The sequence below is a fragment of the Cnuibacter sp. UC19_7 genome (assembly GCF_042699995.1).
In the GTDB taxonomy this organism is placed as follows: Bacteria; Actinomycetota; Actinomycetes; order Actinomycetales; family Microbacteriaceae; genus Cnuibacter.
The window spans coordinates 2,731,959-2,757,894 of sequence record NZ_CP170560.1 but is presented as its reverse complement, the minus strand read 5'-3'; the positions used below and the strand labels follow the sequence as shown (position 1 = coordinate 2,757,894).

Sequence of the window (25,936 nt, the reverse complement as noted above, 5' to 3'; positions counted from 1 at the left end):
CGATGTCGACTCTTTCACGTTCTTTCAGCCGCGTCCTCGTGGCCTCCGGCGCCGCGCTGGCGCTCGGCTCCATCTCTCTGCTCGGCGCCTCCGCGGTTCACGCGGATGGGGCCGGCGACCGCACCTTCGAGGTGAACTCCGGCCAGATCGTCATCCAGCTCGGCGAGGAGTTCGCGGGCTACTCGGTCGAAGTGACTGCACCGGTCCCCGACGGCAAGGGCAACGTCATCGTCGAGTCGGACGACGTCAAGCCCGATGCAGCCGACGGCTACTACGCTCAGGTCACGAACCTGGCCGGCCCGGTCGCGGTGCAGCTCGTCAACAACTCCGCTGGGCCGACCAACGACGCCGTCCCGAATGAGGACGCGCCCGAGCTCGAGGCCAACGCCGCGATCTACCGCGGCACCACGGTGGTCTACGCCTACGAGGACGGCGAGTTCATGCTCCAGGGCGACGCCCCGACGTCCCCGGCTCCCGACTCGGCCGACCTGCAGTACCTGGTCGCGGTGAACACCTACACCTTCACGCCGACGAGCTTCGAGAAGGGCAAGTCCTTCACGATCAAGTTCCGCGACATCGTGTCGCTGACCGACGGCAAGCGTGTCGGCGAGCAGGAGCCCCGTGACGTCGACTTCTACGGTTACAGCGCACCGAGCTTCATCTCGTCCGGCTCGATCGTGAACGGTGAGATCGACTTCGTCGTCCCGGCCGAGTTCACCAACGACGCGCACGACATCGTCGCATTCGACGAGTTCGGCCGCGCGAACCTCGCCGTGAGCCTCGCCGGTGGCACCACCGCCCCGGTCGACCCGGCCCGCCCCGCGCTGGCCAACACGGGTGCCGGTGACCAGACCGGCGCGATCGCCCTCGGCGCGGGCGTCCTCGCCCTCGGCGTCATGGCCGTCGCCGGTGGCCTCGTGCTCCGCCGCCGCACCGCGGAGTAACCCGGCCCCTGCCGACCAGCGAGAAGGCGCCCTTCCGACCCGTTCGGAAGGGCGCCTTCTCGCGTCCGGGCGCATGGTGCTCGCGTCTCGGCGGGCTGTTGGCGGTGTCGGCGGGGCGTGGAAGACTGCGAGGATGCTGCTCGCCGAGATCGTGCGCACCCTCGACGGGGTCACCGCCACACGATCGCGGCTGACCAAGGTCGACCTCCTCGCCGAGCTGCTCACCCGCCTCCAGCCCGACGAGATCGTGCCCGTCATAGGGATCCTCATCGCGGCTCCGCGACAGGGCCGGCTCGGCATCGGGTGGCGCACGCTCAGCGGCGTCGAGGCCGGCCACGCCGACGCCGCGACGCTCCAGGTGGCCGACGTCGACGCCGCGTTCACCGAGCTCGCCTCGGCCGGCGGGTCCGGGTCGACGGCCGCCCGGCTCGCGACGCTGACCCGGCTCGCGGAGCGGGCCACCGCATCCGAATGGGATCTGCTACAGCGTGTGGTCTTCGGCGAGCTGCGCACGGGAGCGCTCGAGGGCGTGCTCCTCGACGCGATCGCCCGCGCCTCGGGCGCCGACGGGCCCGTGGTCCGCCGGGCGGCGATGCTCTCGGGCGACCTCCGCGAGACCGCGCTGCTCGCCCTCACCGAGGGGTCGGATGCGCTCGCCGCCGTCGGACTCGTGGTCGGGCGGCCGGTGCTGCCGATGCTCGCGTCCACGGCCTCGACCGTCGAGGAGGCGATCGGCGTCTCCGGCCCGGCCTCGGTGGAGTACAAGCTCGACGGCGCCCGCATCCAGGTGCACAAGCACGGCGACGAGGTGGGCGTCTACACCCGCACCCTCGCCGACATCACCCGGCGCGTGCCCGAGCTGGTCGAGATCGTGCGACGCCTGCCCGCCGCCGACGTGATCCTCGACGGCGAGACGCTCGCCCTCGACGAAGACGACGCGCCCCGCCCCTTCCAGGACACGATGGCGCGCTTCGGGGCGGAGCGAGCGTCCGAGATCGCCCTGCGTCCGTGGTTCTTCGACATCCTCCACCTCGACGGCCGCGACCTGCTCGACGAGCCGCTGAGCGTCCGCCGCACCGTGCTCGAGAGCGTGGTCGGCGAGTGGATGATGCCGGGCACCGTCACCGACGACCCCCACATCGCCGCCGGCGTCTCGGTCGAGGCGCTCGCCGCCGGACACGAGGGTGTGGTCGTGAAGGGGCTCGACGCCCCGTACGCGGCAGGGCGGCGCGGCGCATCCTGGATCAAGGTCAAACCCGTGCTCACGTACGACCTCGTCGTGCTGGGCGTCGAGTGGGGCTCGGGTCGCCGCCAGGGCTGGCTGTCGAACCTGCACCTGGGCGCCCGCGATCCGCTCGGCGAGTTCGGCGAACCGGGCGGGTTCGTCATGGTCGGCAAGACCTTCAAGGGCCTCACCGACGAGACGCTGCGCTGGCAGACCGAGCACTTCCTCGCGCTCGAGACCGGCCGCTCCCGAGGCGCCGTGTCGGTGACGCCGACGACGGTGGTCGAGATCGCGATCGACGGGGTGCAGCGCTCCCCGCGCTATCCGGGCGGGGTCGCCCTGCGGTTCGCGCGGGTGAAGGGCTACCGCCCCGACAAGCCCGCCGCGGAGGCCGACACCATCGCCGCCCTCCGCGACCTGCTCCCCGGCATCAGCCGTTGATGACCTGCGGGGCCGACACCGCCTTGAGCCCCTCGGCACCGAACTCGAGGCCGTAGCCCGAGCCCTTCACCCCGCCGAACGGGATCATCGGGTGCACCCCGCCGTGCGAGTTGATCCACACCGTGCCGGCCTGGATGCGCGCCGCCACCTGACGGGCCGTGTCGCGGTCGCCCCACACCGACGCTCCGAGCCCCTGCTCGAGCCGGTTCGCCCGCGCGACCGCGTCGTCGACGTCGGTGTAGCGGATGATGGGCAGCACCGGACCGAACTGCTCCTCGTCGACGACCGCCTGCCCGTCGGTGGCATCGGCGATGAGGGTGATCGGGTAGAACAGCTCGCCCAGCTCCTCCGCGGGCGCTCCCCCGGTGACGACTCGGGCTCCGTCAGACCGCGCATCGTCGACCAGGCGCGCGACGATGTCGAACTGCTGCCGGTTCTGCAGCGGCCCGAGCACGTTCGACTCGTCGAGCCCCGGCCCCATCGGCATCTGCGCGGCGACCCCGGCGAGCGCATCGACGACGTCGTCGTAGACCGAGTCGTGCACGTAGAGGCGCTTGAGCGCGGCGCACGTCTGGCCGGTGTTGATGAAGGCGCCCCAGAAGAGGTCCTGGGCGATGGCGGCCGGGTCGGCGCCGGGCAGCACGATGCCCGCGTCGTTGCCTCCGAGCTCGAGTGTGAGCCGCGCCAGGTTGCCGGCCGACGCCTCGACGATCCGGCGTCCGGTCGCGGTCGACCCGGTGAACATGACCTTGTCCACATCCGCATGCGACGCCAGCCGGGCGCCCACCTCGCGATCGCCTGAGACCCCGATGAGCACGTCCGCCGGCAGCACCTCGTTCATCACCGAGAGCAGGGCGAGCACGCTGAGCGGGGTGTACTCGCTCGGCTTCACCACGACGGTGTTGCCCATCCGGAGCGCGGGCGCGATCTGCCAGATCGAGATCATCAGGGGCCAGTTCCACGGCCCGATGGCGCCCACCACCCCGAGGGCGCGGTAGTGCAGCTCGGCGTGGACCTCGCCGTCGTCGACGACGACCTCGGGATCGAGCGGCGTCGCCGCGGTGGCCCGCAACCAGGCCGAGCACGCCCCCACCTCGAAGCGCGCGTTGGGGCCGTTCAGCGGCTTCCCCTGCTCGCGCGACAGCAGTCGGGCCAGCGGCTCGGCCTCGGCCTCGATGCGGTCCGCGACCGCGAGCAGCAGGGCGCGGCGCTCCTCGTGGCCGAGCGCATCCCACCCGGGCTGGGCGGCCCGGGCGCGAGCGACGGCGTCGTCGAGATCATGGACGGTGTGCTCGGGCGCCCGGCCGAGGGGCGCCCGGGTCGCGGCGTCGAGGATGGGGCGGCCCTGCCCCTCGGGGGCCTGGACGCGCTCGAGAAGGGCTGTCTCGTCGACGGCGAGGATGGTGTCGGACATCGGTGTCTCCTGGTGGTGTGAGAGAGGGCGGGGAAGGAGTGCGTCAGCCGTCGCGGTGCATCAGCTCGCGGACGCGCTCCTTCAGGGGCTCGAGCGGATAGGACGAGACGAGCGCGCCGGCCATCCGGACCGGGTCGCCGAAGAAGAAGTACTCGTACAGCGCCTCGCGACCGGCGAAGCCGGACACCGACGCGTCGAGCGCGAGCTTGAACAGCCGCGCGCGCTCCTTCGCGGGGAGGGTGGCCGACTGGAGGTAGGTGTCGAGGTCGGCTCGCCCGTCACCCTCGAAGTCCGCCTCGCTCGGCAGAGCCATGAGCCCCGAGGCCGAGAACGTGCGGACGATCTCACCCAGCCGGGGCGACACCTGCGTGGGATACCAGTTCCGCGCCGCGTTGAGAGCCTCCCACTTCGGCAGGAAGACGCCCTCCGCATTCGGCGCCCCGTCCGACTCGGCCGCCCGCAGCAGCGCCTTCTCGATCTCGACGTACGAGATCAGCTCGGCGAGGTCCTGCTGGATGTGCTGGAAGCCGCCGATCCCGATCGCGTCGGCGATCGAGGCGGCGAGCCCGAGGTAGAACTCGGTCTTCGCGAGGGTGCGTGTGACCACCTGATGCGTCATCAGCTGCCCGGCGCCCGTCTCGGTGTAGAAGGCGTTGCAGAGATCCGGATGCCCGAGCAGGAAGACCCGGTCGTTCGGCACGAAGACGTCGTCGAACACCACCACCGCATCCATCTCGTCGTAGCGGGAGGCGAGCGGCTCGTCGAACGCGCTGCCGCCGCGGTGGAGAGGCGAGCGGCAGTACAGCTTGAGCCCCGGGGTGTCGGTGGGGATGGCGAACGCGTACGAGTACGGGGCGTCCTCGGGCGAGTTGCGGAGGAGCGTCGACGGCAGCACGAGCATCTCGTCGGCGATCGGGGCGAGGGTGGCGAGCATCCGCGCCCCGCGCACGACGATGCCGTCGGCGCGCTCCTCGACCACCCGCGCGGCCAGCTGACCGCCGCCCTGCGCGGAGGCGGGGACCGTGCGGTTCACCTGCGGCGGGACCAGGGTGTGTGTGGCGAGCAGGTCGGCCTCGCGCACGTGCTCGTAGTAGGCGGCGATGCGCTCGGCGAACACCGGATCCGCCCGGCCGAAGAACTCCCCGGCCGTCGAGAGGGCGGTCAGCGCCGAGTTCATGTAGTCGCCCGAGCGACCGAGGAACCCATTGGCGTGACGCGCCCACACGGCGGCGCCCTCGCGCCGCCGTCGGAGGTCGTCCTCGCTGCGCGGCACGAGGAACGAGATCCCGACGCGGTCGCCGGACGTGGGTGAGACGAAGGTCAGGGCGTCGCGATGCTCCTCGCTCGCCTGCAGGTCGAAGAGCTCCGCGTAGGTGCGAGCGGATGCCCGGAAGGCGGGGTGGTCGGCGATCCGCGAGGTCACCTTCTCGCCGTCGACGTAGACCGTCGGCGTCGTCGAGTTGAGGCGCTCGAGGTACTGCTCGCCGGTGCGCGCCCCCATCAGAACAGCGACTCGTGGCCGGAGACGGACTCGTGGATGGTCGTGAACTGCCCGTTGACGAAGCCGAGCGCGTCGCCGCTGCGGTAGTCGAAGTCCTGCACCTCGCCGACGAAGAGGGTGTGGTCTCCCCCGTCGTACTCCGCCCAGGGCGTGCACTCGAACCAGCTCAGCACGCCGGCCAGCCTCGGGGCGTGGTCGCCCTCCTCCCAGACCGTCTCCGCCTGCGGGCGCCCCGCGAAGTGCATCGCCAGCGCCTGCTGCTCCGCGCCCAGGATGTTCACCGTGAACGGGCGGGCGGTGAGCATCGCGTGGGTGCGCACGGTCCGCTGGATCGACACCAGCACGAGCGGCGGATCCATCGAGACCGAGGTGAACGAGTTGACCGTGATGCCGTGCCGCTTGGGCGCGCCGTCGTCGTCGACGCCGTCGAACGTCACGATCGCCACCCCCGTGGCGAAGCGTCCGAGGCTGCCCCGGAAGAAGTGCGCGAGCGGGCGGTACAGCTTGGACTCCGGGCTGAACCCGGGTGTCATGGTCATCATCATCGATTCCCCTCCACGGTCGGAAGCGGCGAGCGGCTGTGCTCGAGTCCACACTGACCGAACCCGGCCGGGCAGACGGCCGCATCACGACGACAGTTCGCCTGCAGACCACCACCGTGCACCTGGGACAAACGGGCCGGTCATCCAGGATGCGAACCCGCGACCCACCGGACAGGGCGACGGCGTACCATGTCACCACGCCACGAGGAGGTGCGCCCATGACCGGTCGACCCGACGATGCAGATCCGAACGCCGTGCGCCTGAGAACACGGTCGTTCCGGCAGTGGCAGGACGTCGTCTCGGGATCGTTCGTGCCGCTCGAGGTCGTCAGCGACGACCCCGCCTCGTTCGACGCCCGGCTGAGCGGCCGCGTGCTGGAGGACGTGTTCTTCTCCGAGATCGGCGTCAGCGCCCACCGCGTCACCCGCACCCCCGAGCTCATCGAGGGGTCGTCCGAGCTCTTCTACAAGCTCACGCTGCAGCTGAAGGGCACCGGACTGCTGGTGCAGGACGGCAAGGAGGCGGTGCTCCGCCCCGGCGACATCGGCCTCTACGACACCAGCCGGCCGTACACGCTCACCTTCGACAGCCCGATGCACGCGGTCGTGGTGATGTTCCCGCACGGGCTCCTCGACATCGACCGCAGCGAGGTCGAGCGGCTGACGGCCGTGCGCCTGGCCGGCGACGACGGCCTCGCCCGCGCCGTCAGCCCGTTCCTCCGCGAGCTCTCGCGCACCGTGGGCGACCTCGACGGCTCCACCGGGCTCCGGGTCGTGCACAACACGGTCGACGTCATCTCGACGATGCTCGCGGGTGAGCTCATCCGCCTGGCCGGCGACAGCCGCACGAGGAGCGGCGAGCTGCTGCACTCGATCCACGAGATCGGGCACGTCGATGTCGCGGATCTCGATCACGCCGCCGCGATCCTCGAAGTCGGCCATGAGGCTCGGCTGGTAGATCCGGTAGTCGACGGCCCGTGAGCGGCGGCGGAAGTCGCCGCGGAACACGATCGGCTCCGGAAGCCCGAAGTAGTGGTGGTGCGAGTCGTAGCCGTACTCCTCGACCGGCCAGTGGTCGACGCCGAGCCGCTGCTCCCGCTCGATCGTGACGGCGTGATGGGCCACGCTGTTCGGCAGCCTGCCCGCGCCGACCTGCTCGGCCGTGCGGTTGGTGTAGATGGTGACGGGGATGCCCGCCTGCCTGAGCTGCAGCCCCAGATGCAGCCCTGCGGTACCCGCTCCGACGATTCCCACGGATGTCACTGCAGCCTCCTCGCTGTCCCGTCGTGAAGCCACCTCCACGACTCGGTCCCACTGTAGGAACCGGCGACGGCATCGCGATACGGTCAAGACCGCGATGCCGTCGCCTCGACAAGTCCGATGCGCGTCTGCACAATCGGACCGGTCGCCCTCAGCGCCTCGCGCCTCGGATCAGAGCCCTCGCCCGCGGAGGCGTGCGGGCCAGATGCCCGACTTGCCGGGGTTCAGGATGCCGTTCGGGTCGAGGGCGTCCTTGATCCGCTCGTTGAACCGCCGCTGGGCGTGGTCGCCGAAGCTGTAGGTCTCGGCCACCTGATCCGCGAGGACGTTGTGGGCCCGGTAGATCCCGTACCCGCGCTCGGCACCCGCCCGGATCAGCTCCCTCGTCATCTCGAGGGTCCGGGCCCTGCTGTCGGCGTCGGCGGTGTCGAAGAGGGGCAGGCAGATGTGATGCATCTCGCGCAGTCCGATGATGAACTGCGCCAGGTAGTCGATCTCGTACGCGTCGCTGATCCGCTTCGTGTCGGCGAACTGGGCAGCTGCATCGTCGCCGCTCGGGGCGGAGACCGGGGCGTAGAAGAAGTGCCCGGCATTCGGGAACCAGTCGAACACCGCCGACGAGTGCCGGTTCGGGATGCCGTTGTTGAGCTGATCCCGCGCGCCGAGGAGTTCGGCGCGGCGGGTGCCCGGCGTGACGGTCTCGGTGGTGTCGAAGCGGGCACCCGGGATCGCGAGGTAGGCCTCCCGGATCATCTCGACGTACCGGTCGATGAGCCACCGCGGACCGTAGCAGGTGCCGTAGACGTTCCAGTAGCCGAGGTCGAGCTCCGTCATCATCGCCCGGTACGCCTCGTCGGGCAGAGGACCCTCGCCGTCGTACCAGTGGCCGCGGGTCGACACGCACGCCGCGTCGAAGGTGACGTTGCGGACGATCGGCGCGGCCTGGAGGGGTGCCATGCCGATGCGCAGCGGGAGGGTCGTGTCCATGATCGCCGCGAGGTCCTCCTCGTTCTCGAACGAGATCACGAACGACAGCGACTCGGGCGGCGCAGGCATGAGCTGGATCCCCATCCGCGTGCAGATCCCGTAGTTCGACTGCTCGAACAGCCCCTCGACCGACGGGCCGAGCCCACCTTGATAGAGGTGCCAGGCATCCGAGTTCGGCATGCCGCCCATGCCGGTGCGGAGGACGGACCCGTCCGCGAGCACCACCTCCATCCCGCACCGCCACATCGCGTGGGCGGCGTACGGCGTGTAGCCGACCCCGTGGTCGAGGGTGTTGCCGAGCGGGCTGCCCCAGTCGAGCTCGGTGGGGTCGATCATGAGCTTCGCCCCGCTCTCCTGCACTGCCCGGTAGAGCGAGGCGTAGTCGACGCCGGGCTCGACCACGGCGTAGGCGAGACGCTCGTCGATCTCGAGCACCCGGTTCATCCGCTTGCCCAGGTGGAGCAGCACGCTGCCGGCGACGCGCGGTGCGGATCCGCCGTATCCCAGGTTCATGCCGGTCGAGAACGCGTGCAGAGGGATCAGGTGCTCGTTCGCGATCCGCACGATGGCCTGCACGTCCTCCGTGCTCCCGGGCCAGAGCACGGCGCTCGGCCGGAACTCGTCGCCCTCGGTCACCGGGAAGCGGTCGTCGTACGGCCGCACGTGCTCGTCGTCGACGTGGACGTTCTCCTCGCCGATCGCCTCCGCGAAGGCGAGGATCGCCGAGCGGAAGGCCTCCTCGTCGACATCGGGCGGCAGGACCAGGCCGGCTGCGGGTTCGATGATCGTCATCGTCACTCCTTCGTCGTTCGGGCGACCTCGGTGTCGCCGACGGGGTCAGAGTAGGAACGGGCGGAGCGGCGTCTGAAGCCGGTTTCGCAAATCGGATCAGGGCGCCGCGAGGCGACCGCGTCGGAGGGTCTCCGACGGGCTCTCCCCGAAGCGGACCGCGTACTCGGCGGCGAAGCGCCCGGTGTGCCCGAACCCCGCCCGCCGGGCGACCTCGCCCACTCCGTCGCCCTCGTCGCCGCGCCGCAGCTCCCGCCGCGCCCGGTCGAGACGCACCTGGCGGAGGTACCGCATCGGCGTGGTGTGGAGGTGCTGCTGGAACGCCAGCTGCAGCGCCCGGCCAGACACGCCGGCATAGGCGGCGAGCAGCGGCAGGGTCAAGGGCTCCGCCGCGGCCGCGTGGATCAGCTCCAGGGCCCTCGAGTACGCCGAGCGGCCCGCCGCCGGTGCCTGCGCCGACCCTCCGGTCTCTCCGGGGCCGCGGAGGGCGGCTCTTGTGAGCGCGGTGAAGCAGTCGTCGACGAGGACGGATCGCAGTACGGCGCTCTCGGCGATCCCGGCACGCGCCGCCGAGCGGAGTCGGCGGAGCGAGTCGCGCCAGGCGCGGCCGGCCACCGTGGTGGTGTCGAGCGACATCACGAACGGGAGCGGATCTCCGCCCCGCGGCTCGCCCATGAAGCTGTCGACGAACTGCTCGAGCGGGGTCCGCTGGATCTTCACCGCCAGCATCGTCGCGGGACGCTCCCACCCCGCGATCACCGTCGGCCGGTCGGGGCGGTACACCGCCGCACGACGCTCCGAGATCTCGCTCCGCTCCGATCCGGAGGAGGTGCGGAGCGTCCCCTCCACCGCCTGGTTGACCTGGTACGCGGTGCGGTACTCGGCCGTGCGGATGGCGACACCCGAGCCGTATCGGAGCTCACCCACCGTGATCGGACCGACGGTGTCGCTCGTCATCGAGAAGGCGAACCCGCCGCTCACCCGCGGCTCGAGGCGATGCGCGTGGAAGACCCGGCCGGCGAGCTCGCACGCCTCGTCCGGCGTCCGCGCCGACATCGTGACATGCGCCATGGCAGCTCCCGCGCTGAGCAGTGGGTCGTGATCTGCCAATCTACGGGACGGCGTCGCGGGCACCACCTCCTCGCGCGCGACAGCACGCATCCTGGCCAGGAGCGTGCGCGTCAGGCCAAACGGAGGGCTACTCGCCGAAGTCCTCCGCCTTGCCGCGCATGACGATGAGCGGATCGGGCCTGCCCACGACGGAGGTGTCCTTCTCGTCGTAGTCGAAGCGGCTCAGCCAGTACTTCATCGCGTTGATGCGGGCGCGCTTCTTGTCGTTCGAGCGGATGATCGTCCACGGCGCGTAGCGCTTGTCGGTGCGGCGGAACATCTCGTCCTTCGCCGCCGTGTAGTCGTCCCAGCGGCCGAGGGACTCGAGGTCCATGGGCGAGAGCTTCCAGCGGCGCACCGGATCGAGCTGGCGCAGAGCGAACCGGGTGCGCTGCTCCTTCTGCGAGACCGAGAACCAGAACTTGGTGAGGTGGATGCCCGAGTCGACGAGCATCCGCTCGAACACCGGAGCCTGGTTCATGAAGGTCTCGTACTCGTCGTCGGTGGCGAAGCCCATCACGCGCTCGACGCCGGCACGGTTGTACCAGGAGCGGTCGAACAGCACGATCTCGCCCGACGTGGGGAAGTGCTGGACGTAGCGCTGGAAGTACCACTCGCCGCGCTCCCGCTCGGTCGGCTTGCTCAGCGCCACGACCCGCGAGGTGCGGGGGTTGAGGTGCTCGGTGAAGCGCTTGATGGTGCCGCCCTTGCCCGCGGCGTCGCGGCCCTCGAAGAGGATGATCGCCTTGCGACCGGTGTCCTCCATCCAGTACTGGCACTTGAGCAGCTCGATCTGCAGCAGGTACTTCTCGTACTCGTAGGCGTCGCGCTCCATGCGCGTCTCGTACGGGTACCCCTCCTGCCAGGTGTAGACGGGGTTGCCCTGGGGGTCGATCAGGTCGGGATCGGCGGTGTGGCCGTCGGCGACGCTGTACCCCTCGTTGCGGAGGCGTTCGATGTACTCCCGGAGTGACTGCTGCTGTGACACGTGCTCATCATGCCCCGCCCGGGTGAACGCCGCGTGTCTCGCGCTCGGGCGGTCGTATACTCGACGGCGTCAGGCGGATGCGCGGTGCTGGGATGCCGCGACGTCGGTGCTCGAAAAATGGGCACGCAGCCACTCCGGCGCAGGAGCGGGCGAGACACACACGGCTCACACTCCGTACCGTCTCGAAGGGCTCCGCCATGCCGTCCGTGTCCGCACACGTCGCCTCCACCCTCTCCGCCTACGTCGACCACGTGTTCGGGGTGATGGGGAACGGCAACGCCTACTTCCTCGACGCGCTCGAACGCGACACCGACGTGGTCTACACCGCGGTGCGGCACGAGGCCGCCGGCGTCGTGGCGGCGGATGCGCACCACCGCGCCTCCGGACGCCTCGCGGCCGCCACCGCGACGTACGGCGCCGGCTTCACCAACACGCTCACCGCCCTGGCCGAGGCGGTGCAGGCCCGGGTGCCGCTGCTGCTCGTCGTGGGCGACGAGCCCACCTCGGGCCCGCGGCCGTGGGGCGTCGACCAGATCGCGCTCGCGTCCGCCGTGGGCGCCCGCACCTACACGGTGGGCCGCACCGACGCCGCCGAGACGGTGGGGATCGCAGTCGAGCACGCCCTCGCGTACCGGCTGCCGGTCGTGCTCGCCATCCCCTACGACATCGTGCACGCCGACGCCGGCCCGGTGCCGCCGGCGCCCGAGCCGCGCCACCCCGAGCCGCTGGGTGTCGCGCATCCGATGGCCGAGGCGCGGCTCGACGCGGTCGCCGCCGACCTCGCGCGCGCGGAGTGTCCGCTCCTCCTGGCCGGCCGCGGCGCCTGGCTGGCCGGCGCCGGCCCCGCACTGGGTGAGCTCGCCGAGGCGACCGGGGCCCTCACCGCCTCCACCGCCCTCGGTCGCGGCGTCTTCCCCGACGGACGCTACGACCTCGGCGTCGCCGGCGGCTTCGGCGCCGAGGGCGCGATGGAGCTGGTGCGCACCGCCGACGTGGCGGTGGTCGTCGGCGCCGGCCTCAACCAGTTCACGATGCGCTTCGGCGACCTGTTCGGCCCCGGCACCGTCGTGCACCAGATCGACATCGCCCCGACGGCGACGCATCCGTTCGTGTCGGGTTACGTGCGAGCGGATGCGCGGCTCGCCACAGAGGCGCTGGTCTCGCGTGTGCGCGATCGGGGCGCCGCACCGTCCGGCTGGCGCGAGACCGTCGACGTCGCGGCCGCACGCACCTACGACCAGGGCGATGAGCTCGCCCTCGACGGCCGCCTCGACCCACGGTCGGCGGCCGCAGCGATCGCCCGCCTGCTGCCCGAGGACCGCGTCGTCGTGAGCGACGGCGGCCACTTCCTCGGCTGGGCGAACATGTACTGGCCGGTCGCTTCCCCCGACCGGATGATCATGGTCGGCACCGCCTACCAGTCGATCGGCCTCGGATTCGGCAGCGTGCCCGGCGCCGCAGCCGCGCATCCGGAGTCGACCATCGTGCTCACCACCGGCGACGGCGGCGGCCTGATGGCGCTCGCCGATCTCGAGTCGGCGGTGCGCAGCGCGGGCGGCCGGGGGATCGCCGTGGTCTGGAACGACGCCGCGTACGGCGCGGAGGTCAACCTCTACGGACTGAAGGGTCTGGCCGAGGGCCCCATGCGCATCCCCGAGGTCGACTTCGCCGGGCTCGCCGCCTCCGTCGGAGCCGAGGGCGTGGTCGTCCGGCAGCTCGCCGATCTCGCCCGCCTCGAGTCCTGGGCGGCGGAGCCCGCCGACACGCGCCCGTTCCTCGTGCTCGACCTGCGGATCTCCGGCTCGGTCATCGCGCCGTACCAGCTCGAGATCGTCCGCGTGAACTCCTGACCTGGCGGGCTAGTCAGGGGCAGGATGGGCGCATGGCCTCTCCCGATCCGACCGCCGAGGATCTGCTCCACGTCGTGACGCTCGTCGTCGACCTGCCGGTCGGCAAGCTCGACGCGCTCGACGTGATCGCGTTCGTCGCCGACGGCGAGGTGGTGGGCGCGGGCACGGCGACGCCTCGGGTCCCGCTCGGGGCGAGCTCCTGGGCGGAGGTGGAGATCCCCCGCTTCGGCGATCCGCCGCCCCTCGCCGTCGACGTCTTCTCGACGGCGACTTTCGCGGATGCGCAGTGGGCGGCGGGGCGCCTCCGCGCCGCCCTCGAGGGTGTCGGGTGGACGGTGCGCGACCCGCGCTCAGGCGAGGTCTGAGCCGCCGATCGCCCGGATGACCGCGGCCATGTCGAGGGCGCCGTCGCCGCGGACGACCGCGTCGGTGTAGAGCCGCTCGCAGACGTCGAGGAGCGGACTGGGGATCCCCGCCTCCCGCGCCGCGGTCGTGATCAGCGTGTTGTTCATGAGCACGTCGCGGATGGAGGCCTGGGCCTCCCAGTCGCGCTCGACGAGCTTCCGGGTCTTGATCGCCGAGATCGGCGAGGCCATCTGCCCGGCGTCGAGGATCCGACGCAGCAGGCCCGTGTCGAGCCCGTGGCTCTCGGCGAAGTGGAACGACTCGGCCAGGCCGGTCACCACGCTGATGAGGAAGACGTTGACGGCGAGCTTCATGCTCAGCGCCGAGGGGATCTCACCGCAGTAGGTGACGGACGCGCACAGGTGCTGCAGCAGCGGCGCCACCCGCTCGACAGCGTCCGGGTCGCCCGCCGTCATGCCGACGAGTGCGCCCTCCTCGGCGGGACGGCGGGATCCCGAGACGGGAGCCTCCACGTACTCGCCGCCGGCGGCCCTCACCTCGGCGGCGAGGCGACGCGAGTACTCCGGAGGGAGCGTGCTCATGGTGACGATGGTGCGCCCGGGCACGAGAGCAGCGATCCCACCCGCGGCCCGGTCGAGCACGGCGTCGACGGCCTCGCTGTTCGCGAGCATCACGATCACGACGTCGGAGCGCTCGAACAGGTCGCTCACGTCGCGAGCGCGCCGGGCGCCCTCCGCCTCGAGCGTGCGGAGGGAGTCCTCCGACCGGTTCCAGACCGTCAGCGCGACACCCGCGCGCACGAGGTTGAGCGCCATGGGTGCGCCCATGATCCCGAGTCCGAGGAAGCCCACACGATCCACACCCGCATCCTCTCAGATGCCGGCGGTGTCGGGGATCACGGGTTCAGCCGTCGCGGCGACGGAGGTGCTGGCGGGTGAGCTCCTCGAGCTCCGCGTCGTCGAGGTCGTCGACCCGGCGGGCCTCGCGACGGTCGAGTCGCGCCCAGCGCACGAAGAGGAGGATGAGGATCGGGATGTCGGCGACCTCGGCGATCAGCCACAGCAGGTCGCCCGACATCTGCTGGTCACGCAGGGTGGACGGGAACCAGGCCGGTGAGGTGACGAGCGCGGGCACGCCGTCGAGGATTCCGTCGTTCAGCCGGAGCACGATCCCCGGGATGGCGTCGAGCACGAGCTCGGCGAAGGCCAGGATGAACTCCGCCGCGAGCGCGAGGCTCGTCACGACCGCCATCCCCGCGAGCGGAAGCACCACGGCCGATCCGATCAGGGGGATGAGGAGACCCACGGCGGTGTCGGCCCACGGGGTGGTGCGGGCCCAGCCCGAGATCGGGGTGAGGAAGGTGCAGAACAGCGCGACCGCGATCACGGTGCCCACGGCCGCGTTGCCCAGGAAGCGGGTGACCCGCGACCGCTCGAAGGACGCGAAGACCCGAGCCGCGCGACCGCGGAGGGTCAGCCGAGCGAGCTCGAGCGGCTTGCCCGTCGCCAGCAGCACGGGCACGACGAACAGCAGCAGCGCGATCCGGGTGCTGAACGCGAAGCGCAGCTCGGGCCCGTAGACGGCGAGGAAGCCGAACTCGATCACCGCGTACGAGCCGAGGCCGGCCAGCAGGAACCCGAGCGTGCGCCGCACGGGCCAGCGCACGCCGGTGCGGTGGAGACGCCGCACACCCCCGAGGTAGAGAGCGGCGGACACGACGAGGACCGCGGTGGCCAGCGGGTCGAAGCGCCAGGCCGTGAGGACGGTGAGGATGTCGGGCGTGGCTGCTCCTCGTGTCGCACGGACGGGCCGATGTCGTCGGTCCGGATCGATTCTCCGACCGGCAAGCCGAGAGCGAGCCGGGAACAGGACTCTGGGTGATGCGGATGTCGGCGTCGGTTCTCCAAGCCGGCTGGCGGCATCCGCACAGGCTGTGGTCAGCGCATCCATAGCGGATGCGTCGGAGCCGGGTCCACCGTGACCGAGTGCACGAACCCTCACACCCGGCCCGGTGGTGGAGGCAGCCCCTCCGATTCCGGATGGGCCTCGCCCTCGTCCTCCTCGGTGCCGCGGTGCTCACCACCTGGAACCTCTCGCGCGGCGGCGACTTCTCGTTTTACGAGGCGTCGGCGCGATCGATGTCGGAGTCGTGGCGGGCGCTGCTGTTCGGCGCCTTCGACCCCGCGGCCACGGTCACGCTCGACAAGCTGTCGGGCTTCGCCGTCCCGCAGGCCGCCTCCGTGGCCCTGTTCGGGATGAGCACCTCGGCGGTGGCGCTGCCTCAGGTGATCGAGGGACTCGTCACCGTGTGGGCCTGCTCGCTGATCGGACTGCGGTGGGGCGGCCCCGGGGCTGGGCTCGTCGCGGGGACCGCTGCCGCCTCCACCCCCATCCTGGTGTCGATGTTCGGGCACCCGATGGAGGACGGCCTGCTCACCATGAGCCTCGCCGTCGCCCTGCTGTTCTGGCAGCGGGCCATGATCAGCGCCAGGCTGTGGCCTCTGCTCCTCGCAGGGGTCTTCATCGGGGTGGGGTTCCAGGCGAAGATGGCGCAGGCGTGGTTCATCCTCCCCGCGCTCGCGGTGGGCACGCTGTTCTGGGCGTCCGGGCGGCTGCGCCGTCGGATGCGGGACACAGCGGCGCTGCTCGTCGCGTCGGTCGTCGCGTCGGTGGCCTGGATCACGGCGATCCAGCTGGTGCCCGCCTCCTCGCGGCCGTACATCGACGGATCCACCGACGACAACGTGTTCGCGATGGTCTTCGGCTACAACGGGATCGATCGACTCCTGCCCGGGGCGGTTCCCGGGGCCGTGGGGTCGTCCGCGGTGTCCACCGGACATCCGCGCAGCGAGACGTCGCTCGTGTCGATGATTACGCACCTCGTCGTCGCTCCTGGGGGTTCGTCCGCGGCTGCGGCGGATCCGGGCAAGTCGATGCTCAAGCTGCTCGATCCGATGTACGTGACTCAGATCGGGTGGCTGTACCCGGCGGCCGTCGTCGCGATCATGCTCTCCGTCGTGGTCTGGTGGAGGGGGCGGCGGGCGCCCGCGGTCGGGGGCGGGGTCCGGGGCGGGGTCCGGATGGCGTCGAACACGGCGGATCGCTCGCGCGGTGCCCTGGTCGTCGTGCTCGCGGTGTGGCTCGTCACGGCCGCCGCCGTCCTCACCGTCGCCCACGTGCCCCACACCGCGTACGTCGCCGCGCTGGGGGTGCAGCTCGCGCTGCTCACCGCGGTCGCCTGGGTGCAGATCCGGCGGATGCTGGGCTCACCTCGACGAGCGGTGAGGATCACCGGGGTGGTGCTGCTGCTCGTCACCCCGGCCTGGGCCGGCGTGCTGGCCGTGGTGGGCGGCATGCCGCTCGTGCTCGAGGTGCTGCTCGCCGTGGTCGTGCTCGGGGCGGCGGTGGGCGTGGTCGTGCTGCTCCGGCGGGGGCGCGTACGCGAGGCGGGTGCGGGTGGACGTGTCACGGATGCGGGCGGTCGTGTCGCGGATGCGCGCACGCGTGTCACGGGCACGGGCACGGGCACGGTGGCGGGCGGGCGAGCCGCCGGGGGTGCTCTCGCGGTGCTCGTCGCCGTGCTCCTGCTGGCGGGGCCCGTCCTCTACTCCTCGCAGGTCATCGACTCCGGGCGCGACGGGAGCGGCGGCGACGCCTACGTCGGCATCAAGCCCGGCGGTACCCCGGAGGCCCACGGGTTCGCACCCTCCGTGCCCGCGCCGTGGGGCGGGACACCGTCGCTCGACCAGGCGGAGCAGGCGGTGGTGACCGCGGCATCCGCGGCCGGAGGCGGACAGGGCGGCGAGCCCCTCCTCCTCAGCGACTCGTGGGCGCTGTCGGCCGACATCATCAGCGCCACCGGCTCCAGCGTGCTCACCGACGGCGGATACTCGGGCAGGGTCACCGTCTTCAGCGCCGCCGACATCGACGCGCTCATCGCCTCCGGCCGGCTGCACGTGCTCGCGGTCAAGGGGACCGCGTCGAGCGACGATCCCGTGAAGCAGGCGACGGCCGACGGGCGGTGCCAGCGCCTCGGCGCGTTCACCACCGGGCAGGGTCGCTCCGGCAAGGCCTCGAGCGGCGATGAGGACCCCGCCGACCAGACGATCCTCTGGGGGTGTCGATGAGGAGGTCCTGACCCGCAAAGGGGGTGCATCCGTCGAGAGAATCGTATATGATCGCTCGGGACGCGCTGCCGCGTCATCCGGAGACGTCACAAAGGAGTGCTCGATGTCCGCCGCTTCGCCCTCTCTCACCCCCACCGGCACGATCGCCCTCACGGTCGACCGCCGCCGCGTCGCGATCGCGACCGTCGTCGGCACGACGGTCGAGTGGTACGACTACTTCATCTACGCCTCCGCCGCCGGTCTGGTGTTCGGCAAGCTGTTCTTCGAGCCGGCCGGCCCGGCGATCGCGACGCTGCTGTCGTTCCTCACCGTCGGCATCAGCTTCCTGTTCCGTCCGCTGGGGGCCTTCCTCGCCGGGCACTTCGGCGACAAGATCGGCCGTCGGCCCATGCTGGTGATCACGCTCATCCTGATGGGCGTCTCGACCACCCTGATCGGCCTTCTGCCGACCTACGGGGTGATCGGGATCGCCGCGCCCATCCTGCTCATCCTCCTGCGCATCCTGCAGGGCGTCTCGGCCGGCGGCGAGTGGGGCGGGGCCGTGCTGATGGCCGTCGAGCACGCTCCCCGCGAGCGCCGCGGGCTCTTCGGCGCGATGCCGCAGATCGGCGTGCCGATCGGCCTGCTGCTGGCCAGCGCGATGCTCGCCATCATGAACCTGATCTTCCCGGGCGATGCGTTCCTCGAGTGGGGCTGGCGCATCCCGTTCCTGTTCTCGGTGGTGCTCGTCGCCGTCGGCTACTGGGTGCGCCGCAGCGTCGAGGAGAGCCCGGTCTTCGAGGAGATCGCCGCCCGCAAGGAGCAGACCCGCGCCCCCATCGGGCGACTCCTCCGCCACTTCGCACCCCTCGTGATCCTCGCCGCGCTCGTGTTCGCCGGCAACAACGCGGTGGGCTACATGACGACGGGCGGCTACATCCAGAACTACGCCACCAACCCGAGCGGCCCGCTCGGCCTCGACCGCGGATCCGTGCTCTGGGCGGTGACGGTGTCGAGCGTGTTCTGGCTGATCTTCACGTTCCTCGCCGGCTGGATCTCGGACCGCATCGGCCGCCGCACCACCTACGTCATCGGATGGGTGCTGCAGGGCATCTTCGTCGTCACCCTCTTCCCGTTGGTGAACACGGGCAACATCGTGCTCCTCGGGCTCGGGCTCGTGCTGCTCACGACCGGCCTCGGCCTCACCTACGGCGCGCAGGCGGCGTGGTACTCGGAGCTCTTCCCCGCCTCCGTGCGCTTCTCGGGCGTCTCGATCTCGTACGCGATCGGCTCCATCCTCGGCGGCGCCTTCGCCCCCACGATCGCGACCGCACTGCAGCAGGCCACCGGCACCACGGTCTCCGTCACCCTCTACCTGCTGGGCATGACGATCATCGGCCTCGTCGCCACCCTGCTCCTGCGCGACCGCCGCGGCATCAACCTCCGCCCGGGCGCCGAGGAGGAGCAGCGCCGCGGCATCTACGCCTGGTCGAAGTAGCCCGTCCCGCGCCGCTGGGGCGCGGATCTGACAATCGTGGTGGGTTCCGAGAGCCGGAGCCCACCACGAGTGCCATATCCGCGCCGCCGCCGCGGGTGCGGGCGCGGGCGGGCGCGGGCTACTTGAACGCGATCGCGTTGGGGGGCGAGCCGACGGCGCCGACGAGGTTGAGCGGCTTGCACGTGACGAAGCACTCGTAGACGCCGTCGGCGGCGCAGTCGGCGGCGAGCTCGTCGAGGCGCCACAGCTCGCCGAGCGCCATTCCGAGCAGCGCGATCAGCGGGCGGTGCAGCATCCCGCCGTGGTCGACGCCCGAGGCGGGCGGCACCTCGCCCGGCACACGGAAGTCCGACTCGAGCACGGGGTCGGCCTCGACCGCGAGGTTGTCGGCGGCGACGAGCGCGATCTCGTGATCCCACAGCCAGCGCAGGATCGACTCGCGCTGCGCGAGGCCCGGCGCCTGTCGCCACGGGGTGGAGGTGCGCTGCGAGGGGGTCTTCGCGAGGTACTGCTCCGCCCATCCGGTGCGCAGCAGCAGGATCTCGCCGCCCTGCCACGTCACGCCCTGTGACTCGGCGATGTCGTCGAGCATCGACGCCTCGATCGGCACCGTCTGGTCGGCCGCGTACGGCACCCCCCGCTGCGAGAACCAGCGCGGCACGTCGAGGAGCACCCCGCGGCCGGCGATGCCCGCCGCTGCCCACTCGTGCACACCGAGGGCGGTCGAGTCGGCCGTGTTGTCCGCGGGACGCAGCCCGTTGTAGAAGCCGTGCTGCGGATGCCCGATGTGCCGCAGCGCGTCGATCTGCGACGACGACTGCAGGTAGAGGGAGTCGACCCAGTCGTCGCGATGCCAGGTGTTGGTCGAGAAGAGGTGGTGCTCCAGCGGTCGCCGCGTGCCGGTGGGATAGGGCTCGAACGCCGTGAGCGTGTGGTCGAGCCCGAACCGGCGTCCGGTGCGGATGAGGCGCGCCGCCTCGGCCACTCGGGCCGGGGTGAGGAAGTTGATGGTGCCGAGGTGATCGTCGGGGCCGAAGACCTGCCAGCTGGATCCGGGCGGATCGGCCTTCAGGAGTTCGTCGTAGCGGGGGACGATCACGTCGGCTTCTCTCTCATCGGTGTGTCAGCGCCTCCGTGAGGGCGGCGGTGACGGCGAGCAGTTCGGTGACGGCGGGGGAACCCGCCGACAGGTCGATGCTCGAGTCGGTTCCGAGCAGACCCACCGTGGCGGCGATGCCCTCCGGTCCGAAGACGGGGGCCGCCGCGGCGATGACCCCGCCGGGCAGTTCGGTGATGGTGTAGCCCGTGCGCCGGGCGGTGTAGACGGCGGCCTCGAGCTCAGCGCGCTCGGTGGGCGACGCGCCGAGGCTCAGGGCCTCGAGCCCGCGCTGATCGGGCTGGTGGGCGAGGAACACCCGGGCCTGCGCCGCGGTGCGGTCGAGCTCGGTGCCCGGTCGGACGGTGACGACGGCGGGCCGGGTGCGGTCCTCCTCGACCAGGGTGACCACGGGTCCGCGGCTGCTCCAGAGGCTCAGCACCGCGGTCATCCTGGTGGCCTCGCTGAGCCGCGCCAGGAGGGGCGGAGCCAGGTCGACCACGGGTCGGCGCCGCAGCGCCTGGATCCCGAGCCGCAGCATGAGCTCGCCCAGCACGAACGTGCCCTTGGTGGTGCCGCGATCCAGGATGCCCGCCGTCACCATCGAGATGCAGTAGCGGTAGGCGGTGGTGCGGTTCAGGCCCAGCCGCTCCGACACGTCGGCGGCGGTGAGCTCGGCCGTGCCCGGCCCGAACAGGGCGCAGATCTGGCCCGCTCGGGTCACCGCCTGGATGTCAGAGCCGGGCGCCTCGCCCGTCGTTCCGGTGTTCACCATGCCTGAAGCGTATTTCAGGGGGAGAACATCGGTCTGGAGACGAGGCGCCCGGCTCGACACCGGTCAGCCGTTCAGCCAGGTGGTGAGCTTGTTCGACACGTCGTTGAAGTTCTCGGCGTACCAGTCGACGTCCTGCAGCACGGTGCCCCCGGTGTTGGCGGGACCGTAGACCTCGACCTGCTTCGTGAACTCGTCGAGCTGCGGCTTCGCCGACTTGTTCACCGGCGCGACTCCGAGCAGCTCTGAGATCTTCGCGACCTGCTCCGGCTCGACGACGCTCGAGATGAACTGCTCCGCGGCCGCCTTGTTCGGCGACCCCTTCGGCACCGCGAAGGCGTTGAGCGAGGCGACGGTCTCGTCCCAGACGACGGTGATGTCCATGCCGCCCTTGAGCAGCGGCACGAGTCGCGAGTCGGGCAGCAGGAACATGTCGACCTGGTTGCCCTGCACCGCCTGCTGCAGCGCTCCGACGTTGGGAGCGAAGGTGGTGACGTCGCGGATGCTGTCGAGCTTCTCGAGCGAGCGGTCGACGTCGAGCGGGTACAGGTCGTCGGGCTTCACGCCGTCGGCGAGCAGCGGGTACTCGAGTATCCCGTTCTGCAGGTTGGTGACGATGCCGCGCTGGCCGGGGAACTTCTCCTTGTCGAAGAAGTCCTGCACCGTCTTCGGGCCCTGGCCGGCGGGGAAGGCGTCGGTGCGGTACGCGATCGGCGTGGCGTTGATCCAGTTGCCGAGGTAGCACTTGCCGACCGTGCCCTCGACGAGATCGGACTGGTCGATGCCCGACAGGTCGAGCGGCTCGAACAGCGTGTCGCAGTTCTGCTGGGCGGCGTACGGGGCGGTGGCCATGACGTCCCACTGCACGCTGCCGCTCTCGACCTGCGCCTTCACCTGCGCCACGTCGGGCGGCGAGGTGTTGACGAAGGTGACGTTCGGATGCGCCTCCGTGTAGGGCGTCTGCCAGGCGTCGATCTGGGCCTGCTGCCCGTCACCGCCGTAGCCGACGAACGTGATCGTGGTGGCGGCGTCGGTGGAGCCTCCGCCACCGCCGCCCCCCGTGTCGCCGCCGGAGCAGCCTGCGAGCATCCCCGTGACGGCGACGAGGCCGACCGCGAGGGTCACCTTCTTGGATCTGGACACCATTGTCGTTCCTTACCTGTCGGTTGCCCGCGGACGGGCGCTGTGTGGTGGGTGGGTCTTCGGATGCCGGCTCAGGCCGCGACCACGCGCTGGCGCTCCGGGCGCCACCACGCGACGACCTGGTCGCCGAGGGAGAGTGTGGAGTCGAGCGCCTCGAGCCGCGCCCGGCCGGGCCGGGCTGCGTGACCGAGGTCGAGCAGCGCGGTGCGGTAGGCGCCCATGTACTCGACGTCGCGCACCCGGGCGGGCACGCTGTTGACCCCGGTGGGGACCGCGTCGGCGCTGCGCGCGACCTGGACGTCCTCGGGCCGCACGACGATCGCGCTGTGCGAGGCGGCTCCGGGATGCGCGGTGACGGTCGACGGGTCGATCGCCCAGGTCTCGTCCTCCCACCGGGCCTCGGCGCCCACGGCGCCCTCGCCGAGGTCGAAGACGTTCGAGTCGCCGAGGAAGCGGGCGGTGAACAGGGTGTCGGGTGCGCGGTAGAGCTCCTCGGGTGATCCGATCTGCTCGATGTGCCCGCTGTTGAAGAGCGCGATGCGGTCGGAGAGGTTCATCGCCTCCTCCTGGTCGTGCGTGACGAACACGAACGTCGAGCCCACCTCGCGGTGGATCCGCCGGATCTCGGTCTGCAGGGCACCGCGGAGGTTGCGGTCGAGGGCGCCGAGCGGCTCGTCGAGCAGCAGCGCGTTGGGGTTGAACACGATGGCGCGGGCGAGCGCCACACGCTGCTGCTGCCCTCCGGAGAGCTGAGCGGGGTAGTGCGAGTCGCGTCCCTCGAGCTGCACCAGCGCGAGCACGTCGGCGACTCGCCGCGCGATCTCCACCTTGGGCACCCGACGCTCCCTGAGCGGATAGGCGACGTTCTGCGCCACCGTCATGTGCGGGAACAGCGCATAGTTCTGGAACAGCATCCCGAGGTTGCGCTTGTGCGGCGGAAGCGATCCGACGTCGGTGCCGTTGAGCGCGATGGTGCCCGAGGTGAGCGTCTCGAACCCGGCGATGAGGTTGAGCGTCGTGGTCTTGCCGGATCCGCTGGGGCCGAGCAGGGTCATGAACTCGCCGGGCTCGATGGTGAGCGAGACGTGGTCGACCGCGGGGCTGGCCAGTCCGTAGTCCTTGGTGACCTCGGTGAGCCGGATCTGGGTTCCCTGACGGGCGGGCTCGGGGGCGGACGGCGCCTGGGCGGGCGTGGTCGTGGCGGGGCGGGAGATGGTCACGGTGCTCTCCTTATCGGGACTTCTTGCGGGTGCCGAGGAGCAGCGGCACCAGGAGGATGACGGTCACCGCGACGACGACGAGACTCGACGACGCGGAGATGGTGGGGTCGAGCTCGAACGTGACGCTGTTGTACATCTGCACGGGCAGCGTCTGGAACGTCGGCGACCGCAGGAACAGCGCGATGACGACCTCGTCGAACGAGGTGACGAACGCGAAGATCGCGCCCGTCACGATCCCCCGGCTGATGAGAGGGAGCGTGACCCGGAGGAACGACCGGAACGGCGTGGCGCCGAGCGACGCGGAGGCGCGGAGCAGCCGCTTGTCGAACCCGCCGAGCGCGCTCGAGACCGAGACCAGCACGAACGGGACGCCGAGGGCCGCGTGGGCGAGCACGTACCCGAGCACGGTGCCGGTGAGGTGCCACTGCAGGAAGGAGATGTACACGGCGACCGCGATCACGATCGCCGGCGTGACCATCGACACCATCAGCAGCGTGCGGAGGAAGGCGGCGAACCGGCCCGCCAGGTTGTTGAGCCCGATCGCGGCCGCGGTCCCCACGACGGTGGCGATCGCCGCGGCGAGCACGGCGACGAGCAGCGAGTTGCCGAGCGACCCGATCCACGCCTTGTTCGTGAAGAAGTTCTCGTACCAGCGGAACGACAGCTCCTTCGGCGGGAACTCGAACGCGGCGCTCGAGCTGAAGCTCAGCGGGATGACGACGAGCGTCGGCAGGATGAAGTAGAGCGCGACCAGGACGCCGATGGTCACGAGCCACCACGGCACGGGATCGACACGTCGGTAGCGCGGCCGGCGGACGCCACTGGTGCGGCCCGGGCGCGAGGCGCCGGAGCGGCCGCCCTCCGCGAGGCCGTCGACCTCGTCGAGGCGGTCGACGTCGTCGAGCGAGGTGCTCATGCGTCCTCCTTCGTGCGGGACGTGCGCGACGTCGAGACGACGCCGATGGCCGAGATCGTGCCGCCCACCCGGTTGGCCCAGGCGACGAGCACCAGCGTGACCACGAGGACGAGCATCCCGAGGGCCCCGGCGCCGGCGAAGTCGAGCAGCTGGGTGGTGCGCTGCGCCAGCAGCTGAGCGATGAGCGACTGCTGGGGCGAGCCGAGCAGCGCGGGCGTGACGTAGAAGCCGAGGCTGAGGGTGAAGACGAGGATGAGGCCCGACACCACGCCACCCCGCGAGAGCGGCCAGTAGATCTTCCAGAAGGCCACGAGCGGGGACGACCCGAGCCCGCGGGCCGCGAGCAGGAGCTTGCGGTCGATGCTGCCGAGCGAGCTGAACAGCGGCAGCACCATGAAGGGCAGCAGCACCTGGCTCATCGCGATCGTGACCCCCACCACGCTGCCCTGCAGCACGACGTCGCCCGCCCCGAAGAACTCGAGCACGTTCGACACCGGCCCGCCCCGCTGCAGGATGATGATCCACGCGAAGTTGCGCGCCATCACCGAGGTCCAGAACGGGATGAGCACGATCACGAGGAGCACGGCACGCGCTCGCGGTCCGACCCTCGTCATCAGGTAGGCGTACGGATAGCCGAGAAGGAAGGCGACCACGGTGACGACCGCGGCGGTGGCCGCCGTCCTGCCGAGCACCGTCATCGTGACCCCGTCGGTGAAGAGCGATGTGTAGTGGTCGAGCGTGAAGCCCGGCAGACCGAAGCTGCGCACGAGGCTCTGGATGAGCGGCACCAGGAGCACCACGGCGAGCAGTGCCAGGGCGGGCACCAGCAGGAGCCACGAGGGCCGCGGCCGGCGGAGGGGTCGTGAGGTCGTCGTCATGGGTCCCGTCATCCGTTCACGATGGTGCTGAGCTGGTCGGCCGCCTCCTGCAGGAGCTGGACCAGGTGATCCGACTCCGCGGGCGGCAGCATGGTCGTCGTGCCGAGCACGGCCATCGACGCCTGGACGTCGTTCTCGCCGAAGACCGGGGCGGCGACCGACGCGAGTCCGACGCGGCCGAGGTCGGCCCAGGCCACTCTGGTACGGCGGACGAGGGCCAGCTCGGCGTTCTCGCGGCGCACCTCGTCCTGCTCCATCCCCGCCTGCAGCCGGGCGAGCACCGAGGGATCGGACTGGAAGGCGAGCAGCACGCGCGACTGGGCCGCCTTGCGCTCGAGCACCGTGCCCACCCGCACGGTGAGCACGATGGTGCCCGCGTTCGCCTCCTCGACGAGGGCCACGACCGCACCCGATCGGCCGAGGAAGCTCAGCACCGCGGTCAGCCCCGTCTGGTCGGAGAGGTGCCGGAGCACGGCGGGGGCGAGCGCGAGGATCTGCTGCCGGCCCGACACCAGACCCGAGAGCTGGTCGATCAGGGGCCCGGGCCCATAGGAGGGGCTGAGGAAGCCCGACGCCTGCAGCGAGAGCAGGTAGCGGTGGGCCGTGGTCCGGTTGAGTCCCAGCCGCTCCGAGACGAGCGCGGGGGTGAGGGCCCGCGTCTTCTGGTCGAAGAGCGCCAGCACGGCGGCCGCGCGCTCGATCGACTGGATGCCGCCTCGCTCCGACTCCTGCAGCGCGATGACGGGCGAACCGTCGGACTGCTCACCGGGATCGGACATGGGCCTCACCTCCTCATCGAGGGCTCGGGTCGTGGACTCGTTCAGTAAAGCAATCCGCTGTTCATAATGCAATCCCCATTTCCACATTGCGAACCATCACCGACACGATGAC

Annotated in this window: 22 protein-coding genes; 7 read left to right on the top strand and 15 right to left on the bottom strand. The window is 71.1% G+C overall.

The genetic code is table 11. The annotated features are described in order from the left end of the window. The first annotated feature begins 2 nt into the window (after positions 1-2). Positions 3-944 carry a hypothetical protein gene (locus ACFJGV_RS13145; protein ID WP_378144424.1) on the top strand — a complete coding sequence of 314 codons (942 nt, stop codon included), beginning with the start codon at positions 3-5 and terminating at the stop codon, positions 942-944. A gap of 133 nt (positions 945-1,077) precedes the next feature. Beyond that, positions 1,078-2,610, top strand: coding sequence for an ATP-dependent DNA ligase (locus tag ACFJGV_RS13140; RefSeq protein WP_378144422.1), 1,533 nt, complete (start codon positions 1,078-1,080; stop codon positions 2,608-2,610). Here the strand turns inward: ACFJGV_RS13140 and ACFJGV_RS13135 are convergent. Genes ACFJGV_RS13135 through ACFJGV_RS13125 form a run of 3 tightly spaced genes read right to left on the bottom strand, consistent with a single transcriptional unit; the run spans position 2,600 to position 6,070 of the window. Then, complete coding sequence (locus ACFJGV_RS13135) at positions 2,600-4,024, bottom strand: aldehyde dehydrogenase family protein (RefSeq protein ID WP_378144421.1); 1,425 nt, start codon at positions 4,022-4,024, stop codon at positions 2,600-2,602. The two genes, ACFJGV_RS13140 and ACFJGV_RS13135, sit on opposite strands and share 11 nt — an antisense overlap. A 43-nt stretch (positions 4,025-4,067) precedes the next feature. Further along, entirely contained in the window at positions 4,068-5,525 is a 1,458-nt protein-coding gene (gene hpaB, locus ACFJGV_RS13130) for a 4-hydroxyphenylacetate 3-monooxygenase, oxygenase component (RefSeq protein ID WP_378144420.1), read from the bottom strand. Continuing rightward, on the bottom strand, positions 5,525-6,070 hold the full coding sequence (locus ACFJGV_RS13125) for a flavin reductase family protein (RefSeq protein WP_378144419.1): 546 nt from the start codon (positions 6,068-6,070) through the stop codon (positions 5,525-5,527). Before ACFJGV_RS13125 ends, hpaB begins: the two co-directional genes overlap by 1 nt. 215 nt (positions 6,071-6,285) lie before the next feature. Between ACFJGV_RS13125 and ACFJGV_RS13120 the strand changes: the two genes are divergently transcribed. Continuing rightward, positions 6,286-7,047 (top strand): AraC family transcriptional regulator, encoded by a 762-nt coding sequence (locus ACFJGV_RS13120; protein WP_378144418.1) that lies wholly within the window; start codon positions 6,286-6,288, stop codon positions 7,045-7,047. Between the two features lie 450 nt (positions 7,048-7,497). Here ACFJGV_RS13120 and ACFJGV_RS13115 read toward each other — a convergent pair whose 3' ends face one another. From ACFJGV_RS13115 to ppk2, 3 genes are all read right to left on the bottom strand, one after another. Then, on the bottom strand, positions 7,498-9,105 hold the full coding sequence (locus ACFJGV_RS13115; protein ID WP_378144416.1) for an FAD-binding oxidoreductase: 1,608 nt from the start codon (positions 9,103-9,105) through the stop codon (positions 7,498-7,500). Positions 9,106-9,201: 96 nt separating this feature from the next. Continuing rightward, positions 9,202-10,173, bottom strand: coding sequence for an AraC family transcriptional regulator (locus ACFJGV_RS13110; protein ID WP_378144414.1), 972 nt, complete (start codon positions 10,171-10,173; stop codon positions 9,202-9,204). 127 nt (positions 10,174-10,300) lie between these two features. Beyond that, positions 10,301-11,200 (bottom strand): polyphosphate kinase 2, encoded by a 900-nt coding sequence (ppk2, locus tag ACFJGV_RS13105; protein ID WP_378144412.1) that lies wholly within the window; start codon positions 11,198-11,200, stop codon positions 10,301-10,303. A gap of 197 nt (positions 11,201-11,397) precedes the next feature. Here ppk2 and ACFJGV_RS13100 point away from each other — a divergent pair, with 197 nt between their 5' ends. Together ACFJGV_RS13100 and ACFJGV_RS13095 are read left to right on the top strand one after the other, a co-directional pair. After that, positions 11,398-13,050: a thiamine pyrophosphate-binding protein gene (locus tag ACFJGV_RS13100; protein WP_378144411.1), complete on the top strand. Its 1,653-nt coding sequence runs from the start codon at positions 11,398-11,400 to the stop codon at positions 13,048-13,050. A gap of 32 nt (positions 13,051-13,082) precedes the next feature. Further along, positions 13,083-13,415 carry a hypothetical protein gene (locus ACFJGV_RS13095; RefSeq protein ID WP_378144410.1) on the top strand — a complete coding sequence of 111 codons (333 nt, stop codon included), beginning with the start codon at positions 13,083-13,085 and terminating at the stop codon, positions 13,413-13,415. Here the strand turns inward: ACFJGV_RS13095 and ACFJGV_RS13090 are convergent. Together ACFJGV_RS13090 and ACFJGV_RS13085 are read right to left on the bottom strand one after the other, a co-directional pair. Then, complete coding sequence (locus ACFJGV_RS13090; RefSeq protein ID WP_378144409.1) at positions 13,401-14,276, bottom strand: NAD(P)-dependent oxidoreductase; 876 nt, start codon at positions 14,274-14,276, stop codon at positions 13,401-13,403. The two genes, ACFJGV_RS13095 and ACFJGV_RS13090, sit on opposite strands and share 15 nt — an antisense overlap. Positions 14,277-14,319: 43 nt before the next feature. After that, positions 14,320-15,132, bottom strand: a complete 813-nt coding sequence (locus tag ACFJGV_RS13085) for a cytochrome c oxidase assembly protein (protein WP_378144408.1) — start codon at positions 15,130-15,132, stop codon at positions 14,320-14,322. A 269-nt stretch (positions 15,133-15,401) separates the two neighbouring features. Here ACFJGV_RS13085 and ACFJGV_RS13080 point away from each other — a divergent pair, with 269 nt between their 5' ends. After that, positions 15,402-17,543, top strand: coding sequence for an ArnT family glycosyltransferase (locus ACFJGV_RS13080; RefSeq protein ID WP_378144406.1), 2,142 nt, complete (start codon positions 15,402-15,404; stop codon positions 17,541-17,543). 103 nt (positions 17,544-17,646) lie between these two features. Next, complete coding sequence (locus ACFJGV_RS13075; protein ID WP_378144405.1) at positions 17,647-19,020, top strand: MFS transporter; 1,374 nt, start codon at positions 17,647-17,649, stop codon at positions 19,018-19,020. A 118-nt stretch (positions 19,021-19,138) separates the two neighbouring features. Here the strand turns inward: ACFJGV_RS13075 and ACFJGV_RS13070 are convergent, their stop codons facing one another. From ACFJGV_RS13070 to ACFJGV_RS13040, 7 genes are all read right to left on the bottom strand, one after another. Continuing rightward, the gene (locus tag ACFJGV_RS13070) at positions 19,139-20,119 is read right to left on the bottom strand and encodes a cyclase family protein (RefSeq protein ID WP_378144403.1); all 981 of its coding nucleotides are present in this window, start codon (positions 20,117-20,119) and stop codon (positions 19,139-19,141) included. A 13-nt stretch (positions 20,120-20,132) separates the two neighbouring features. Beyond that, positions 20,133-20,891 carry an IclR family transcriptional regulator gene (locus ACFJGV_RS13065; RefSeq protein ID WP_378144402.1) on the bottom strand — a complete coding sequence of 253 codons (759 nt, stop codon included), beginning with the start codon at positions 20,889-20,891 and terminating at the stop codon, positions 20,133-20,135. A 63-nt stretch (positions 20,892-20,954) separates the two neighbouring features. Beyond that, on the bottom strand, positions 20,955-22,034 hold the full coding sequence (locus ACFJGV_RS13060; RefSeq protein WP_378144400.1) for an extracellular solute-binding protein: 1,080 nt from the start codon (positions 22,032-22,034) through the stop codon (positions 20,955-20,957). Between the two features lie 68 nt (positions 22,035-22,102). Beyond that, complete coding sequence (locus ACFJGV_RS13055) at positions 22,103-23,251, bottom strand: ABC transporter ATP-binding protein (RefSeq protein WP_378144399.1); 1,149 nt, start codon at positions 23,249-23,251, stop codon at positions 22,103-22,105. A gap of 10 nt (positions 23,252-23,261) precedes the next feature. Next, positions 23,262-24,167, bottom strand: a complete 906-nt coding sequence (locus tag ACFJGV_RS13050) for an ABC transporter permease (RefSeq protein ID WP_378144398.1) — start codon at positions 24,165-24,167, stop codon at positions 23,262-23,264. Continuing rightward, positions 24,164-25,045, bottom strand: a complete 882-nt coding sequence (locus ACFJGV_RS13045) for an ABC transporter permease (RefSeq protein WP_378144396.1) — start codon at positions 25,043-25,045, stop codon at positions 24,164-24,166. The genes ACFJGV_RS13050 and ACFJGV_RS13045 overlap by 4 nt, the downstream gene beginning before the upstream one ends. A gap of 8 nt (positions 25,046-25,053) precedes the next feature. Then, the gene (locus tag ACFJGV_RS13040; RefSeq protein WP_378144394.1) at positions 25,054-25,824 is read right to left on the bottom strand and encodes an IclR family transcriptional regulator; all 771 of its coding nucleotides are present in this window, start codon (positions 25,822-25,824) and stop codon (positions 25,054-25,056) included. Positions 25,825-25,936 lie beyond the last annotated feature (112 nt).